The organism is Dankookia sp. GCM10030260 (assembly GCF_042666655.1).
Lineage (GTDB): Bacteria > Pseudomonadota > Alphaproteobacteria > Acetobacterales > Acetobacteraceae > Paracraurococcus.
In genome coordinates, this window is record NZ_JBHTDE010000038.1 from 1 (window position 1) to 15,731 (window position 15,731).

The 15,731-nt window shown below is 59.1% G+C and carries 14 protein-coding genes; 9 read left to right on the plus strand and 5 right to left on the minus strand.

What is annotated here, in order from left to right:
• Window positions 1-434, plus strand: a 434-nt coding sequence (locus ACFQS7_RS29760; RefSeq protein ID WP_380070772.1) for a hypothetical protein, incomplete at its 5' end; no start/stop codon positions are given.
• Window positions 435-527: 93 nt separating this feature from the next.
• Here ACFQS7_RS29760 and ACFQS7_RS29765 read toward each other — a convergent pair.
• The gene (locus ACFQS7_RS29765; protein ID WP_380070773.1) at window positions 528-1,142 is read right to left on the minus strand and encodes a hypothetical protein; all 615 of its coding nucleotides are present in this window, start codon (window positions 1,140-1,142) and stop codon (window positions 528-530) included.
• Window positions 1,143-1,559: 417 nt separating this feature from the next.
• Window positions 1,560-2,018, minus strand: coding sequence for a hypothetical protein (locus ACFQS7_RS29770; protein WP_380070774.1), 459 nt, complete (start codon window positions 2,016-2,018; stop codon window positions 1,560-1,562).
• 1,529 nt (window positions 2,019-3,547) lie between these two features.
• Here ACFQS7_RS29770 and ACFQS7_RS29775 point away from each other — a divergent pair.
• The gene (locus ACFQS7_RS29775) at window positions 3,548-5,182 is read left to right on the plus strand and encodes an AAA family ATPase (protein ID WP_380070775.1); all 1,635 of its coding nucleotides are present in this window, start codon (window positions 3,548-3,550) and stop codon (window positions 5,180-5,182) included.
• Between the two features lie 66 nt (window positions 5,183-5,248).
• On the plus strand, window positions 5,249-5,587 hold the full coding sequence (locus tag ACFQS7_RS29780; protein ID WP_380070776.1) for an H-NS family nucleoid-associated regulatory protein: 339 nt from the start codon (window positions 5,249-5,251) through the stop codon (window positions 5,585-5,587).
• Window positions 5,588-5,695: 108 nt separating this feature from the next.
• On the opposite strand, the gene ACFQS7_RS29785 is transcribed toward ACFQS7_RS29780, so the two are convergent.
• Window positions 5,696-6,175, minus strand: coding sequence for a hypothetical protein (locus ACFQS7_RS29785; protein ID WP_380070777.1), 480 nt, complete (start codon window positions 6,173-6,175; stop codon window positions 5,696-5,698).
• A gap of 162 nt (window positions 6,176-6,337) precedes the next feature.
• Between ACFQS7_RS29785 and ACFQS7_RS29790 the strand changes: the two genes are divergently transcribed.
• Both ACFQS7_RS29790 and ACFQS7_RS29795 read left to right on the plus strand, forming a co-directional pair.
• A complete protein-coding gene (locus ACFQS7_RS29790; RefSeq protein ID WP_380070778.1) occupies window positions 6,338-7,768 on the plus strand; it encodes a pentapeptide repeat-containing protein in 1,431 nt (476 codons plus the stop codon).
• A 1,631-nt stretch (window positions 7,769-9,399) separates the two neighbouring features.
• Complete coding sequence (locus tag ACFQS7_RS29795) at window positions 9,400-9,660, plus strand: hypothetical protein (protein WP_380070779.1); 261 nt, start codon at window positions 9,400-9,402, stop codon at window positions 9,658-9,660.
• A 142-nt stretch (window positions 9,661-9,802) separates the two neighbouring features.
• Here ACFQS7_RS29795 and ACFQS7_RS29800 read toward each other — a convergent pair whose 3' ends face one another.
• Together ACFQS7_RS29800 and ACFQS7_RS29805 are read right to left on the minus strand one after the other, a co-directional pair.
• Window positions 9,803-12,229: a hypothetical protein gene (locus tag ACFQS7_RS29800; protein ID WP_380070780.1), complete on the minus strand. Its 2,427-nt coding sequence runs from the start codon at window positions 12,227-12,229 to the stop codon at window positions 9,803-9,805.
• 656 nt (window positions 12,230-12,885) lie between these two features.
• Window positions 12,886-13,140 carry a hypothetical protein gene (locus ACFQS7_RS29805; protein ID WP_380070781.1) on the minus strand — a complete coding sequence of 85 codons (255 nt, stop codon included), beginning with the start codon at window positions 13,138-13,140 and terminating at the stop codon, window positions 12,886-12,888.
• Between the two features lie 223 nt (window positions 13,141-13,363).
• Here ACFQS7_RS29805 and ACFQS7_RS29810 point away from each other — a divergent pair, with 223 nt between their 5' ends.
• The 4 genes from ACFQS7_RS29810 to ACFQS7_RS29825 form a co-directional block, all read left to right on the plus strand.
• Window positions 13,364-13,570, plus strand: coding sequence for a hypothetical protein (locus ACFQS7_RS29810; protein ID WP_380070782.1), 207 nt, complete (start codon window positions 13,364-13,366; stop codon window positions 13,568-13,570).
• A 934-nt stretch (window positions 13,571-14,504) separates the two neighbouring features.
• On the plus strand, window positions 14,505-15,134 hold the full coding sequence (locus ACFQS7_RS29815) for a helix-turn-helix domain-containing protein (protein ID WP_380070783.1): 630 nt from the start codon (window positions 14,505-14,507) through the stop codon (window positions 15,132-15,134).
• A 115-nt stretch (window positions 15,135-15,249) separates the two neighbouring features.
• Window positions 15,250-15,504 carry a PilZ domain-containing protein gene (locus ACFQS7_RS29820; RefSeq protein ID WP_380070784.1) on the plus strand — a complete coding sequence of 85 codons (255 nt, stop codon included), beginning with the start codon at window positions 15,250-15,252 and terminating at the stop codon, window positions 15,502-15,504.
• 33 nt (window positions 15,505-15,537) lie between these two features.
• Window positions 15,538-15,731 (plus strand): hypothetical protein (locus ACFQS7_RS29825; protein WP_380070785.1); only part of this gene is annotated, 194 nt, incomplete at its 3' end.

Sequence of the window (15,731 nt, forward strand, 5' to 3'; positions counted from 1 at the left end):
TGCCACCACTCCGCGAGATGAGACGCGGCGCCGATGCCGGTAATGCAGGCAGCTACGCGCGGGACAACCGGTTCATCATCTGGACCGGCCATTCCTACAACGATAAGCCGGAGTCGGGTCGCTCCAGAGCAATGTCGGAAATTAGTGAAACGGAGATCGGCACCCCTATCCCAGAGCGCGAGCTATTCCGTCGAGCCGCACAAGCCGGAGGCGAGAAGGGTTATGACCCGGCATTCGTCAAACAGGCAGTCTGGAATCACAACGGCCCAGATGCAGTCGTCGTTTATCTGTACGTAGAGGCCGATGAAGAGGGCAACTACCGAGCGTTGAGGGAAATACATGCCGGCCCCGCACGCCGCCTGTTCAAACGAGGCGAAGTGGTAAGGGACCGGCATGGGCGCATGTATGTGGACTGCCATGGCGGTGGTGGTTGAGCTTACGCCGGGGCCGCTTGACCTTCTCCTAACCCGCGCTCTCTCCCCTTCTGGCGTGTTAGCGGCTGCGTGTCATAATAGAGAATTATGCGGTTATGGGGTCGATACAGCCTCGGGGACGGATGCCGGAGGCAAAGGCGTAGCAGCTGCTGGTCCTGCTTTGTCGAGTGCCACAGGCTGCTCAAGAGCGGCAGCTGGCGAGGCTGTTGGGCATTCGGCAGCTAATTTAGAGTGGTATTCAGTGACGAACGCTTGCGTGAAATTTTTGGCAGCGTCGATGATGTTCACTACGCTCACAAGCAATATCACTGAGGCAAAGAGAAGCGTGAAGCTTTGAACGTGCGTAATGCGCTCAGCTGCCGCGAAAGACAAAGGCGCCTCTTTCGTGCCGCGCCAGAAAATGCGTCGCCTCCGCCAGAACGTAACCCATAGGGGGAGATAAGCGCCAAACAGTGCAACACCGCCAAACAGTGCGGCAAGGAACATGAGAGCCCCAGCGTCGCGGATGATACCTGCACTTGCGAAGCGAACCATGCATCCGTCTGGACCGGGCTGACCGTAAGCGGGCATCAAAGCGCCGATGCCAGCAGTTCCAAGGTTGGCTGCCAGCGCGAAGGCTATGCCATGCGCTGAAGCAATCCATATCCCGCCCTTCCCCAGGACGGTCATGCGGTCGAGCGCCTGCTGATTGGCCGGCAACGGAAGCATTCGCCGTCTGCCGTGTTCGTAAAGGCGAATAGCGCGCCGCCGCCGCCGTAGTCGAAACCAAAAGCTAACCATACCTCCTTATCGCGCCAGGGAGGGCGCGTCGCCTAGTCGGGCAACCCCGCCCGCGTCTCCGGCGCCGGCCCGTCGCGCTCCTGCATCTCGTGCGGGCGCGTGTCGGGATGCACCGTGACGCCCACCCACCTGCTGCCGCACCGGCTGCACCGCGCAGGTGCCGGGCTAACTGGCGCACCGTCGCCGCCGGCCCCATCCACCGGATCGCTGCCTGAATGCCGATCGGCACGCTATGGCCGCAGCCCTGCCGGCCCTGACAGCCGGCCGCGAACCAAAGCAAATCCGCCGAGGGCAGGTAGCAGCGCAGCCGCACCCTGCCGTCATGGCCGATATCGTCGGGGTCGCTCACGGCCGATTCCGCAACCTCGCCCACACCCCGCGACTATGCAGCCGTGCCAGCCGCTCGTTGGCATCCTTGGCAGCCCTGGCAGCCTGCTCCGCCTTCGCACCAAGCTCGGCGGCTTCCCGGCGAGCCTGCGCCAGCACCTCATGCATGTGCTCTAGGCCCAGCTTCATGCCGTCCACCTCGCCCGTGGCCAGATCGGCTCGGCTGCGCTGCTCCGCCGCCTCGGCCTCGGCACGCGCCGCCCGCGCCCGCTCGGCGGCAGCCTCCTCCTCGGCCTTCTTCGCCCGCTCGCGCTCCCGCTCAAGCTGCTCCCGAAGAAGCTCGGCCAAGCCGTTGGCATCGCCCGTTTGTCCGGCCGGTTGAACGGCAGTTTGTCCGCCCGCCTGTCCAATCTGTTCGGGCGTTTGGAATGCCGGACGAACGCGCGGACGAACGGTCGTGCCATCGGGCAGAAGCACTAACGTCCGGCCCTCATTGCCTGGCTGAGTGCGCCATCCGAGTCGCCGGGCACGCTGCCGAACGGCCTCGCCAGTCATACCAAGTACATCGCCTGCCTGCTGATATGTCAGCCATCGTTCCGCCATAGCCGATGATCGGGCCGAATCACCAGTCCGGTCAACCGAGTGTTTAAACGGGCGGCCATGCTGCTGGCTAAATGGCCAGCTGGGTGTTTGAACGGCCGTTTGTCCGGCTCTAGTTCCTGGCTGACCCCGCTGGTACGTCTTGTAGGCTCGCCGCGGGCGCCTCAGCCGGCCGTGCAGCCTGCACCCGGCCCCGGCTGGCGCCTAGCTCGGCCGAGGTGAGGCCCTGTGCCGGCCGGAGCGGGCTACAAGCCGGCAGGCCAGTTCCAAAACCCACCTATCGCCTGAGGTGAGCACGCCTGCCGGGGCATTGCCGCAGAACTCGGACCAAGCCGCCAATTCATCGTGCGCCAAGTGCTCAGGAGGTTCGCTACCTCATCACCACGCCAAGCAGAGCAAATAGCGCGAAAGCAGTGCTGCCGGTCAGCAGTAGGCCGATGCCTTTCTCGGCCCTCCTACCGATCACGCGCCACCCTCCGACCGCAACGCCGAGGGCAGCCACAACAGCAAGGCTTATCCAGAGGGCAGAGACCAATACACCGCTAAACCCGGGAGCCATGCGGCGCGCTCCTGATGACTCGCTCCGGGGTGGAAAGATTCCAACAGAATATAACTTTTCGAGCGATATCACGCAAAACGTTCCTGATACATGCACCGGTATGCCCTGCGCACGCGCCAGGCTGGCAGCAAGCGACAGCAAATTCCGCGATGAAGCAGGACCGCTACAGTGCCAATATCTGACTGCATGGCATCCCCCCCGGTGCCATGCAGTCAGGGGCCGCTTCATGGTTTCCCCTAGCCATGCAGCCCGAAGGGCCGCCCGGAGACCCCCCAGCCGATGGGCGGCCCGCCTCTTTAGTTCAGAGAGGCGCGGCGGGCAAAGCCCGCGCACAAAACGAAAATCGGGGGGCAGCGCGTCTGCGCTCGGTCCCCTCCCTGTCCGCCGCTCGGGGAGCATGCGCCTGCTGCACCGGGCGGCACCACTAAGCCCCGGTTGTTTATGGGGTGGCATGCACGTGGTCCCACATGCCTCGCGCTCGCGCCAGCACGCGGCGCTTAGTCGTTAGCAGGACCTGCACCGCAGGCCTTTAGAGCAGGCGTGGGGGCCGTCTGCGATGCGGACGGTGGCGATGACCTCCTGCACCCGCCGGAAGCCCGTCATGCAGCTCCATGGCCAGAGCAGGGCACGGGTGCTGCTTGCGCTGCGCTTCTAGCCTTCCCTGATGCTGTGCACCAAGTCGAGGGTGTCCAGCAGTTCGGGCCACACCGGCACTGCCCGATAGACCCCGCGGCGGCACTTCTTCAGGCTCTGTGGGCCAAACCGTGCAATGTTGAAGCGAAAGCATAAAACCTGTTCGCTATGTAACCGAATTCGGCAAAATTCACTCAGAACAACAGGAAATTCTATGAAGGTCCTTTCTGCAAGCTTTAAAGATTTCAAAAGATTTAAAAATCTCTCAATCCACAATTTGCCTCCGAATGCACGACTGGTGATGCTCGTCGGCCCAAACGGTTCTGGTAAATCATCGGTTTTCGATGGCTTTCTCCAGTGGCAAAGAAAAATGCAATACGGAGCGGGTGATGAGCAATTTGAGTATTACATTCGAGGTCGCGATCTATGGGCAGAACGCCAGAACCTTTGGCAAAACCAAGTTACTGTCACGCTTGACAACGCGAACCTAGAAACCTGGGATACTCGAAAATACGCCTTCTATTTTCGATCTGCATACCGATTTGAAGGTACGTTTACGCTTAATTCTATAACCAGACAATCTCCAGCAGTTGACGATCAAAGCATTGCGACTATGAGCGAATCGGACGTTAGTGTATCGAAAAACTATGCACGCTTGATGTCTAAGTTATTTTACGATCTGCATGACAAAAAAGACGACAATACACCGAAAGGCCAATGGCGCGATCAGCAATATAAAAGCCTTCAAGAATCTCTTCAAAGGCTATTTCCCGGCCTCATACTGGAAAACCCAGGAAACATACTTGAGGAAGGAACTCTTTTTTTCACAAAAGGCGACGTTAGCCGGTTTAAATATGTAAATCTATCCTCAGGTGAAAAATCCACTCTTGATCTTCTGCTGGATTTGTTTGTTAGAGGGTCTGTGTACAATGAAAGCGTATATTGTATAGATGAGCCAGAAGCTCATATGAATACTAATTTGCATGGCCCACTCCTGGATGAATTGTATCGCTTTGTGCCTGAGCAGGGTCAATTATGGATTGCCACGCATTCCATCGGAATGATTAGGAAGGCGGCTGAACTTAGCAAAAAGGCTCCTGGCTCCGTTGTATTTTTAGATTTTCATGATTTCGATTTCGACCAAGAAACTACCCTGTCTCCAGCTTTAGTAAATACTTCTTTTTGGGCGCGGAACCTGCGCACTACCCTTGCAGACCTCTCAGAGCTAATCGCGCCTAAACGCGTAGTGCTCTGTGAAGGTGCTCGACCAGAACCGGGGGTTCGAAAAGCAGAGTTTGACGCGCAGTGTTATCAAAAAATTTTTGAAAAAGAATTTCCCGATACGCTGTTTATATCGGTTGGCTCATCTAACAACATCATTACCGGCGGAGCCGCTTTACGAAGTATTATAAATCGTATGGCCAGCGGAATTGAGGTTGTTACATTGATTGATAGAGATGAAAGAACTGAGGCGGAGATTGTAGAAGCGCAGAACAACGGCTGCCGAGTTCTACCTTTGCGGCACATAGAACATTATTTGTTGGCCGATGAACCCTTGACGAAACTTTGTCAAGATTTTGAAAGGCCAGGGGCTGTTAATGCTGTACTGGCCGGCAAGAATCAGGCTATTGCAGACCTGATTAATCGCAATCTTTCTCCTGACGACATCAAGAAAGCTAAAGGAAATATTTATAATTTAGTGAAGAGTGAACTGAAAAATACCGGGCAGAAATTTGGCTCTGATGCTGATTATTTTTGTCGAGACGTAATGGCTCCGCGAGTTACGCCTGGCATGTCTATATACACCGACCTGAAGAATGCTATTTTTGGCGCAGAGGCTAGTGGTTAGTGAGGCCCACTTTGTAATGGCCTCGATAGTCGTCTAAGGAATGGGCCGACAGTAGGAGCGCGTGCCATGGCCGAACCGAAACCGCCCATCGACCTCGACCGCCTAACTGTACCTGAGCTGACCTCCCTCATCGAAGCGGCTCAGGCGAAGCGCCAGGAGAAGATGCAAGGTGCCAAGGAGGCGCTGCTGGCAGAGTTCAGGGACAAGGCTGCCGAGCTGGGCCTGTCGCTTACCGCTTTGATGTCGTCGCAGCCCGCGCCGGAACGCAAGACGCGTCGCAGCAAGGGTGAGAAGGTGAAGGTCGCGCCGAAATATCGCAACCCGGAGACGGGTGACACTTGGACGGGGCGGGGCAGGGAGCCTGGGTGGATAAAAGGCAAGAATCGATTAGATTTCGCGGTTTAAGCCAAGGCGGCAGCTTAGGGCATTTGGCAACAGTAAAAACCCACGCCAGGAAAGGCGTAGGTCTTAAATTAGATCAAGCAGATCATTCGAAGCACGGCAACTAAGTCTTCACCTACGAGGTGACACAAAGGTCATGGGTCGATTGTCTTGAGGCAGTAGAACGAGGTCTTCCTTCTTAACGATCCATGCGGAAGGGACCACGCCCCAATAGATGAACCACGTCTTGGCCTTGGCGCGCCCGCCTCCAGCTTCCTCGTAGGGCATCCTCCACTTCGGGCAGACGTTTTTATTGGCCCACAAGTTCCAAGAGACAAGCGCGCGATCGCCGCGAGGTACCTTTACGGTCAGCCGCACAGCGCGGCTGTTTGGCCATGCCAGGCCATCAGTCCATTGCACGCCGAGAAAGCGAGCCTCATCTGGTGTCACTAGACGTGCGTCTGATAAACCATGCTCGTCCGGTGACTTGTCCAAGGTGAGCCAGACAGCGTTGAGGCAATCATGCGGCCCGAGCGCAACCTCACCCCTATTGATTCCTTCTTTAGCGATCAAGGGCCAGCATTCATGAGCGGTATAATGGTAGAGAAGCATTTGATAATCCCAATCTCAGCTTTGGGGGATTTCCCGAAGCATCAAAAAGGGAGTAATCAGCGAATCAAGTTCCTGAATTCAGCCATACGGTGGCCATGAGAATGTCCGCTCCGGCAGATCAGTCAGTGTATAGTCTTGCGCGGATCGGAAGGTATGGCGTCGATGGCTAACCCCGACCACCTCGAACGGCTTCAGCAAGGAGTCAAAGTCTGGAACACTTGGAGGAATATGGAGCCTTGGATCAAGCCTGATCTTAGGGAAGCTAGCCTTGATTCTGCAGACCTCCGCAAAGTGAATTTTTGTGGCGCCAACCTAGAGGGGGTACGACTTGGATGGGCCAATCTCCGTGGTGCAGACCTCAGCGGTGCGGACCTCCGCAAGGCGACGCTCTTGGAAGCAAATCTAAGCGCGGCCAATCTACATAAAGCTGATTTCGAAGAGGCGGACCTCCGCCGAGCTGATGTCAACGAGGCTACCTTTCGATCTGCTAACTTCAGCTGGGCCAGTCTTGTCTCAGTTGATTTCCACAGGGCCAACCTCGAGCGGGTGAACTTCCGCGGAGCTAGATTAAGCGGGGCAGACCTTAAGGGTGCCAAACTGCGAGGGGCCGTTTTCCGCCAGGCCGGTCTCCGCCGTGCAAACTTCGAAACGGCAGACCTTCGCGAGGCGGACTTTAGGCAAGCGGACCTTCATCTAGCCAACCTAGTCGACACCGTGCTCGACCGCGCCGATTTGACCGATGCGACGCTGTGGGAGACTCAGCGAAGTGGATGGTCCATCAGAGGTGTTGTCTGTCTGTCTGCGTATTGGGATGAAGAAGGCTTTGAGCCAACCAAGTACGGTGAAGGAGAGTTCGAACGCATCTTTGCCGAGAAACCGCGCATCGTGCTGCGCTACCTCGGCGGAATGTCGCCGGTCGATCTGCTGGCATTGCCTTTCGTCGTGGAGCGCCTGCAGGTCGAACATCCTGGCAGCGTGCTGCAGGTTCGCTCGGTACAGAATGACGGAGGCGGCGCCTCGGTCACGATCACCGTCGAGGACCTCACGGACCGCCGCCCCGAGGCGTCTAGGCAGGAGCTTGTGCGCATCCAAGCCAAACTGGAGTGCTTCGTTGAAGAGCGAGATCATCTCCGCCAAAGCTTAGAGGCGGAGCGTGAGCGCCTTCGGCAGATCATGAACAAGCTCCTGGAGCGACCGACGCAGAAGATCGATATTCATCGCCCAAGAGGGCTAACCGCCATTGAAGGTCCGAACATGAGCCGAGACACCTACAACATTCCCGGGCAAGCTGGAGCGGTTGGTTCAGGCGCGAGCGCGCACGGCAACATCTTCCAGCAAGTCCAGGGTGGCATTGACTTGGCGAAGCTCGCGGAGGAGCTAGGCCGGCTACGTGTGGCCATGAAGGGCGACGCCACGGGCACACGTGAGCAGGACAAGGCGATTGGCGCCGTGGCTGACGCGGAGGAGGCGGCTGCTAAAGGCGATGGCCCGGCTGCTCTGGGATACCTCAAAAGCGCCGGTAAATGGACTCTTGGGATCGCCGAGAAGATTGGTGTGGCCCTTGCGACCGAGGCGCTGAAGCGGGTGATCTGAGGCGCTCGATGGCCGCTACGTTATCGTCGGCCTCAGTGCCCGTTTGCGAAGTCATGAGGCGGTCACCCTGGCCGCGATCCGCCTGATGCTCCACCACCTCGTTCACCCGTGCCGCAAGCGACTTCCTGCCCCGTAGCTTTCAAAACAGTCTTTGACACATCCACGCCTTCTGTGAAGTCTAGGCCAACAGTCCTTCACCTCGCCAGGAAGACACGCAATGATTATGACAGACCTACCTACGATCGCTGGCGTTGTTCTTATTCTGGCCGGCATTATTTTTGTCGTATATACGGCTATCAAAAAGCCAGATTACATAAGCACAAAAATCACTCCCACCTACCCTGGGTTGGCAATGATCGGCGCCGGCGTCGTCCTAATCGCTCTCCGCTCTCTCCTCTGATCGACAGGCAGCGCGACGGGATTGTCACCTTCGCAGGCCGCGAAGCGTGGTCGCTCACGGGATCGCCCACCCTAACCGCAGACGTCTGCTCGCGCCGTGACTTTCAAAACGGGCTGTCAGCTCGCTTTCGCGCTCACCGGGTCTCTAAGCCGGACGACTAAAGTACTTTAGTGCCCTGATATCAGATGCCCAAACTGGCGCTCACAGCGTGTCCCCTCTTCGAGATAAGCAAAATCTAGGCGCCGATCCTGCGGGTTTGGCCTCTCTATGAGGGAACGGTATTCCTGCCTGCCTTGGCTCGGTCCCTTGCTTCTCTATAAGGACACGGTATTCCCGTTGCGCGCGTTCCGCCTTATACGCAACAATGTTGCACGATATAGATCAATCTCGCAACATTGTTGAGTTGAGCGAGCGTCACGTCTCAAGCGCCCGATAGACGCTGACGTCCCGCGATCCGTAGCAGCAGCCGCGAGACCTGCATCGACTTCCATGCGCCCCCACGAGGCGCCGGAATGTCCATTTCATTCAGGCCAGACGCTAGCTGCACCAGTGTCGTAGCGCCCTTGGACCGAAGTTCTCTGATAACCGGCGCTAGAGCGGCAGCGCGCTTGTCGGCCTTGCTACTACGCACCGCAAGGCTCGCCGCGTGAGCCTTCATCACGTGCGGGCGGCTCACGTAGGCACCCTTATGCGCGGCCTGGCCAAACCCACGCGGTTCCTACTGAAGCCTGCCATTTCCACGTCTTACCGGATTGCGCAACGATCACCCTTGCTCGCGCCTCGTGCGACCTCTCCGCGCTGCCGATAATGGGGTAGGATCGGGGGTATACGGCAGCGAACCGCGCTGTAAATGGCGGAGTACCTAGGGTAAGCGGCGGAGTGAATATCCTTAGAACTCCCTGTTCGCACGGTCGCTGCTAGCCCGATCCGACTTGACGCGGGTCCAAAGGATCGGTTCGTCATGCCTATCGACATTTGACGGCGCCCGGAATGGCTTCCAACGCGGCTAGAGCCGGTGTTTTTGGAGCTGTGCCAGGTCTTCGGCCGACTGGGGACAGTTGAGACGTTGATTCACCTGCGCTCGGGCCGTGTGTGATCGCTGGAGCGTAGTGCGGCCGCAATGCTGGAGGGGGTCTGGCGTTGCGAAAACTGTAGGGGTCCCCAACGGGTAGGGTAGCTGTTGTAACCGAAGTGGTGCAGGTGGCGTGCGGCGCGGGAGGTAGTGCTTCCTGTGACGCTGCTCTGTGACGCTGTGACGCTGGTTGTGACGCTACTTTTGAGAGCAGCGTCACATCGGGAAAGCCGCGGTTTACCTAGGTTTTTTGACGATTTGGCGCAGTTTGTGACGCTGGTGACGCTGTTTGGCTCCCTTCTGGAATTGGAAGAAAAGAAAGGGGGAGAGGGACCGCCCCTCCGCGCCTCGCTATTTTTTTCACGCACCCAAGAGTTTGCTCAAAAACAGCGTCACAAGCGTCACATCGTCACACCCTGACATAATCCCTTTATTTTCAACGAATTAGCCTGTGACGCTACTCCGAACCACCGTCACAACAAACCGCAGCAGCGTCACAAGCACCGTCACGGACAGCAAAAGGGGGAGCTTTCGCCCCCCCTTCTTCACTCCGCCGGCCTTGTCAGCCTGCCCTAGCAATCCGCCAGAGCCGCTTACCTGTGCCCCCGGCCCTCGTCTGCTCAACCGTCACCCCCACACGCCGGAGCGCCGGCGCCGCCCGCGTCAGTCGCGCCGAGAGTTGGGCAGCACCCTTCGGCCAACTGCGTTCCCGTTCGACGGCCTCACTCACCTCCGCCCTAAGCGCGTCGAGCAGGTTAGTCGCAGTCCCGGACCATCCATTGGGGTTCCCGTCCATAATCTCCAGAACCGCCGAAGCAATCGCGTCCCCTTCGATAACGGCCTCAGTCCCCCTCTGTCGGTTGCCCTCGATGGCCTCCATCATCTGCGTCTCTGTCCACCCGAACGCAGGGGCGGAAGCGCAGGCCAGCTTGGCGAAGTCCGCCATACGCGGCTTGCGTTCAAGCTTCACCTCAGGCAAGCGCCGCAGCCCAGTAGCCAACGCGCTAAGCAGCAATGCGAAGATTCCGGGCGCTGCGGCTTCGAACTGTGGCCACACATCCCCTTCGTCCCGGCGTTCCGTCTCAGGGATCACCGGCAGCGTCAGTGCAATCGTCCTATCCGCAAGGTCCCCGCGCATCGCAGCCGCCTTTGCGATGCCGTTCATGACAATCGGCCGGCACACTGAGATAATCGTCTCGTCCAGGTTGCTGTAGAGCGTCCGCTTCCCAAGCCCTGCACCTGTAGAAATCCGGCACAGCGCGTCAGACATGCTGTCGCTAAGGGTGCTGATGTTGTCGATCCCGACTACGCGGCTGTTCTGCGCCGAAATCAGCAGGTCGTCTTCGTTCTTCACCAACCCGCGCACGCCAGACGCGTTTGGGTCCACAAGCTGGCGCAGCATCTTACTTGTCGTGGACTTGCCCGAACCCTGTTCGCCATCGACCGCGATGATGGCATATGGCCCCGTAGGACGCAGCGCCGCCACCAACCACGCACAAGCAAGCCTGAAGTCATCGTCGCTGGCGATGTTGAGCAAGCCACGCAGGCGAGATGCACTATCGTCTGCACGCACCGGCACAGGCAGCGCCCGCATACCACCCTTTCGCACCAAGGGAGCCTGTGTCGTGGATTCAACGGACCAACCATCCGCCGTGACGCGCACCACACGGTGTGTGTCGTCCCCAAGGTCGATCCAGATTGCGCCATCGTAGTCAGCAAGGCGAACGCCTGGGACATGAACGTCCTTCGAATCCAGCCCCATGGCAATGAACGAACCAATCGCCGTTTTGATGGCGTTGTCACTCACACCAGGAGGACGCAGACCATGCGACCCCATGACCGGGAACGCTTTGCCGTAAAGCTGCCTGCACATGGAATCGAAACGCTGCGTCCTGACTGCGATGTTCAGCACACCTTCGCCCATCGGGACGCGGGCATAGACCTCCCCGTCAGGATCGCGCCAGAACGTCACACCAGCACCCAATACAGCGTCGATGATGTTGTCGTGCGCGCCGGTCTTATCGGCCCCGCCATTGTCGTCGCCTTCGGCTTTCCTGAACGCCGCTTCAAGTTTGTCCTTGTCGTAGATACCGTCCACACAGCGCCCCACGTCAGCGCGCCGCTCCGCCCACCTTGCGTCCCTCTGATCCGCAGGCACCGCATCGAACGCGTCAGTGATCTGGCGCTTGGCGGACGTCTTGCCCACCTTTCCACTGGCCATGATGCCCGCAAGCTTCACCGTCGCGCCGTGGAAGTCGTCGCCTGAGATGATGGCCTCAAGCAAGGCAGCAGGAGTGTTCTGCGCCCTGGCAACAGGGGGAGTGGCAACAGGAGCCTTGGTCGGGGTGGCAGCAGCCTTGGTCGAGGTGGCCGCACCCTTCGTCGCAGGACGCCCCACAACGCCAGCACCGAGGTCAGCGCAAAGGTCGATTGGCTGCCCCGGCACCATGATGGCACGGTGTTCGGGATTCATGTTCACGCAGCCGTAGTAGTAGCTCTGGCTGAGTGTGAAGCTCTCACCGGCAAGGATGCCACCAAGAACACCGTTCAACCGCGCCACCAACCCTTCGCGCTGGTCAGGCGGCAACTCCACCGAAGTCGGGCACAGGACGCGCCAACGGGGCTTGGCGTCGGTGTGAGACGGGCTGGTGTAGATGAGCGCCTTGACGCCAGCAGCCTCCAACAGCGCCCCTGCGTCTTCCGGCGTCACCTCCTCGCCGTCGTAGTCGGCCTCGATGCCGGTAATCGCCAACATATTCGTATCGTGGCGCAGGCTACCCTTGGGAGTTGGGATGTCCCCGAAGCGTGCGAGCTTGACCCAAGGAAGTCCGGCCTTGGTGGCTGCGCTCGTCTGAAGCACCGCTTCGCGTAGTTGGTCCCAAGTAACCGAAAGCTCTCGCTTTTCCTTGGCGGTATGATCGGCAAATCTAGTTGCAATGAAAGTATCGGCAAGGCCGATTTGAGTGTTCTGAATGGTCACGTAATTCAACTCGACATTTGAAGAGGGGGTTGCAGCACATGGCTACAAAAAATGGTCCCATGTAATCAGGGAGACCTAGGTTCTTGCCAAATTAGTCTAAAAGAACGCTCTATTGTACAGTGCCAAGCACATGGATGTAAATACTTGATCGCAACAGAATACCTATGCTACAATGATGCATCGAATTACTGGAGAAACCCACATGATTACTTCATTTGACGACTACAACGCCCTCACCTCGGCTATCGCTACAGGCGCCCTGGTCTCTATTCGCGAGGCCAGCAACCGGACCGGAGTGCGTTATTACACTCTCCGTCGCCGAATCGAGCGAGAGGGTATCCAGACCGTCAAGCTCCACGGTCGCCGATACCTCCCGACCGCATCGCTTGCCAACCCGGCACTACGCGTACCTTGAGCATTAGGCAAAATAAAAGGGACTGAGATTTCTCCCAGTCCCTTCTCTCCGCCAATCACGCACCCCTCCGGGCTGTCGAGACCCAGTGACCGTCTAGCAGTCTGAGCGTATTATAACCTGTTTCTACTTCGACTTACAACCCCTTTATTTGAGATTATTCCCAGTGAATTCCGAACAACTACGCCGTGTACTTACGGAACTTGATACCGCTAGCGAAAACGCGGGCGCCGAATTATCGGCCAAAGAAGCCCTACATAGGATCGCTGTAACACGTGCGGTTCTGACAAACCAGCATGACGAAGCGGACCGAACCGAACTTGCTGTTGCCGCCGCCCGCGTCGCCTTCCATAGCGCCGTCGAAAAGCGGGACGAAGCGCGACGCCTCCTGGCCCAAGCCCTTCGTGACGAAAAAGCCACTGCCCAAGAACTCGTCCGCAAGGAAATTCAAGCCGGAATCGCTGACCTGGAGAGCAAGGCAGCCGGCATTGACGAGGCGGTTGCCCAAGTGGTCGCCCGAATCCTCGACCTACGCGCCAGCGAACTGAAACTGCGCCGCACCGCCCATACCAACTTCCGTGAACCGTCGGGAAGTCCTGAGTATTTCTCCGCTCTCCGAAGCCTCGCTACCTACTTGAACGCGGTAGCGTCCGGCGTCCTCCAGCCCTCCGCACCGAACGCTGTGGCCCGTGCCGTCGCCGCTGGCGTCAGGTCGATCGGGAGCACTTTCCATGGCTGATCCAGTCGAATTCCTGATGCCCAACGGCACCCGGATGCGCGGCTTTGCTACCACCGGTACTGAAATCGAGCGTGTTGTCCTCCTCCACGACATGGGCCGAGGTCCGCCGGCCGAGGAAGTGGTATGGCGAGCTATCGTTCCGCCGGAGCCTGAAGCCGCCGCGCCTGAAGTCACCACGCCCGAAGCGCCGGCACAATGAATCGCCATAACGACTTCTTCAGCCTGCCGAACGATGAAGACCATCCCCCCATCCGCCGCGCCGCCCCATCGGCGCCGCCTGCGCCTGCGCCTGCGCCTGCGCCGCCGCCTCCCCCGTCACCGGCCGAATCGGAACCCGAACAGGAACCCGCGCCGGATCAACTGCCGTCATGGGCGCACTACAAGCGCGCAAAGCGAGCCCCGAAGAACATCGGTGAAGTGTGGTGGGGGTGACGCCTGAAACGCTGGCGGACCTCGAACACGTCCGACGCCAGTTGGAGGCATGCGCGGTCATTCTGGCCGCCATCGCCTGTGACCTAGCAGCCGAAGCAAAGGCCAAGGCTCCACAGCCCCACCGGAAGGCCCCTCAGACGCGCCGCAGGTAGGGGGAGGACCGGGACACCACGCTACCCGACATCAACCCGCCTAGCGCGGCCCTACGGTCCACGAGAAGCCTCTGCCAGTCCCGACGCTGGCGGAGGTTTTTTCATGTTTGGGTCGAAGCGTTTGCGCTGAGGCAGCCGCGATACCATGGTCTACCGCAGCTTCCCTGGCGGCAGCCTGCGCGCGGTATTGGCCCGCGCGCCCAGGAATCTGCCTGCGCCAATTTCGGTAATGATTCGAAGCAGATGGCCGGATCGATGGCACTCGCCGCATGTGGCATACGCCACGCACGTCAATAACGGTTCCCATCAACGGCTTGCAACGCGACGTTGCGGCGGGCACGCTAGAGGCCTGCGTCGCAATCCCGCGGCCCAAGAATCAGAAAGGACGGACACCGAAGCGCCCGCCCCCACCGATAACACTGGATGACAGGCTTGCCGGCCTGACGACCCCGAACTCTCTAAGCGGGATCATCGTCCAACATCGTTGTTCGTTCAAGCCCCTCGCGTGAGGGAATGGGGAAGCTGCGTCTTCGCGTCCGATCACGACCGATGGAATTCCGTACCTGCTCACGCCGCGCCAAGGTCTTTGGCGACGGCCCGGGCTGGCCGATGGACCGCAACGCCAAGGCTCGCATCATGGTCTTTGCGGCAGCCTGGACCGCCAGGCACAAGCAGCCGGGCCAGCATCGCGGGCCGATCACCCGCGCCTTCATGGAGGTGCTGGAGGCGCTGCTGTGGGGCTTCCACAACGCCCATACCGGCCGCTGCTTCCCCTCCTATGAGACCATCGCAGCCAAGGCCGAGTGCAGCCGCGATACCGTCTATGAGGCCATCAAGGTGCTGGAGCGTGCCGGCATCCTGAGTTGGGCGCACCGGCTGGCCCACATCCGGGTGCGCGAGATCGACCTGTTCGGCCAGCTCGCGTGGCGGAAACGGGTCATTCGTACCAGCAATGCCTACACTTTCCGCGATCCAATCGGAGCGGCTGCGCACCCTGAAGTTTCTAAGTCGGAAAATCCCACTGGAACTATGATTCAAGATTCTCAATCTCTTAAGACCACCGTGCCGGCTGGCCACCGGCCGCTGGACCCATCCAATCCGCTGGATGCCGCGCTGCTGCGGCTGGGAAGGTGCCTAGGAGCGGTCCCAGAGACGCCTGGAGGCGTCCCGGCCGGGTAGCAGTCTGGCGGGTCGAACCGCACAACAGCGCAAGGGCACGTAGGCGGGGATATTTGCTCGTGACAACGTAATTAGGTTGATTTATCGTCCAATAAAATCAACCGAGTGTACACTAATGGAACAGCGGACCGCATACCGATACCCCATGATCAAGAGCGTGGAGGTCGTGGACGGCCACAGGTCCTTGGCGGGTGCGGTGTTTAACCTTTCAGCCACCGGCGCACGGGTTCGCCTCTTTTCTCCAGCGGTTATGCCTGAGGTGGTCATGCTGCGGCTCCCCGATGGGACCATCCGCAGCGCACGCCGCTGCTGGCAGCGGGGTGCGGAGGTTGGGTTTGAGTTTCAATCGGCCGTCGCAGCGCTTGAGTGACCCCTCCTAGGACCCCACAGACTGCATAGGAGAATGGTCAGCATCGGCACCGATAAGCGGTCACGGCTCTACCACGTGACCTTAAAAGGAGATTTGCTGATGCCACCACTCCGCGAGATGAGACGCGGCGCCGATGCCGGTAATGCAGGCAGCTACGCGCGGGACAACCGGTTCATCATCTGGACCGGCCATTCCTACAACGATAAGCCGGAGTCGGGTCGCTCCAG

Excerpts from the sequence above, each read along its gene's own strand:
- ACFQS7_RS29775 (WP_380070775.1), top strand. The coding sequence starts at position 3,548 with ATGAAGGTCCTTTCTGCAAGCTTTAAAGATTTCAAAAGATTTAAAAAT.
- ACFQS7_RS29815 (WP_380070783.1), top strand. The coding sequence starts at position 14,505 with ATGGAATTCCGTACCTGCTCACGCCGCGCCAAGGTCTTTGGCGACGGC.
- ACFQS7_RS29790 (WP_380070778.1), top strand. The coding sequence starts at position 6,338 with ATGGCTAACCCCGACCACCTCGAACGGCTTCAGCAAGGAGTCAAAGTC.
- ACFQS7_RS29810 (WP_380070782.1), top strand. The coding sequence starts at position 13,364 with ATGGCTGATCCAGTCGAATTCCTGATGCCCAACGGCACCCGGATGCGC.
- ACFQS7_RS29785 (WP_380070777.1), bottom strand. The coding sequence starts at position 6,175 with ATGCTTCTCTACCATTATACCGCTCATGAATGCTGGCCCTTGATCGCT.
- ACFQS7_RS29765 (WP_380070773.1), bottom strand. The coding sequence starts at position 1,142 with ATGCTTCCGTTGCCGGCCAATCAGCAGGCGCTCGACCGCATGACCGTC.
- ACFQS7_RS29820 (WP_380070784.1), top strand. The coding sequence starts at position 15,250 with ATGGAACAGCGGACCGCATACCGATACCCCATGATCAAGAGCGTGGAG.
- ACFQS7_RS29780 (WP_380070776.1), top strand. The coding sequence starts at position 5,249 with ATGGCCGAACCGAAACCGCCCATCGACCTCGACCGCCTAACTGTACCT.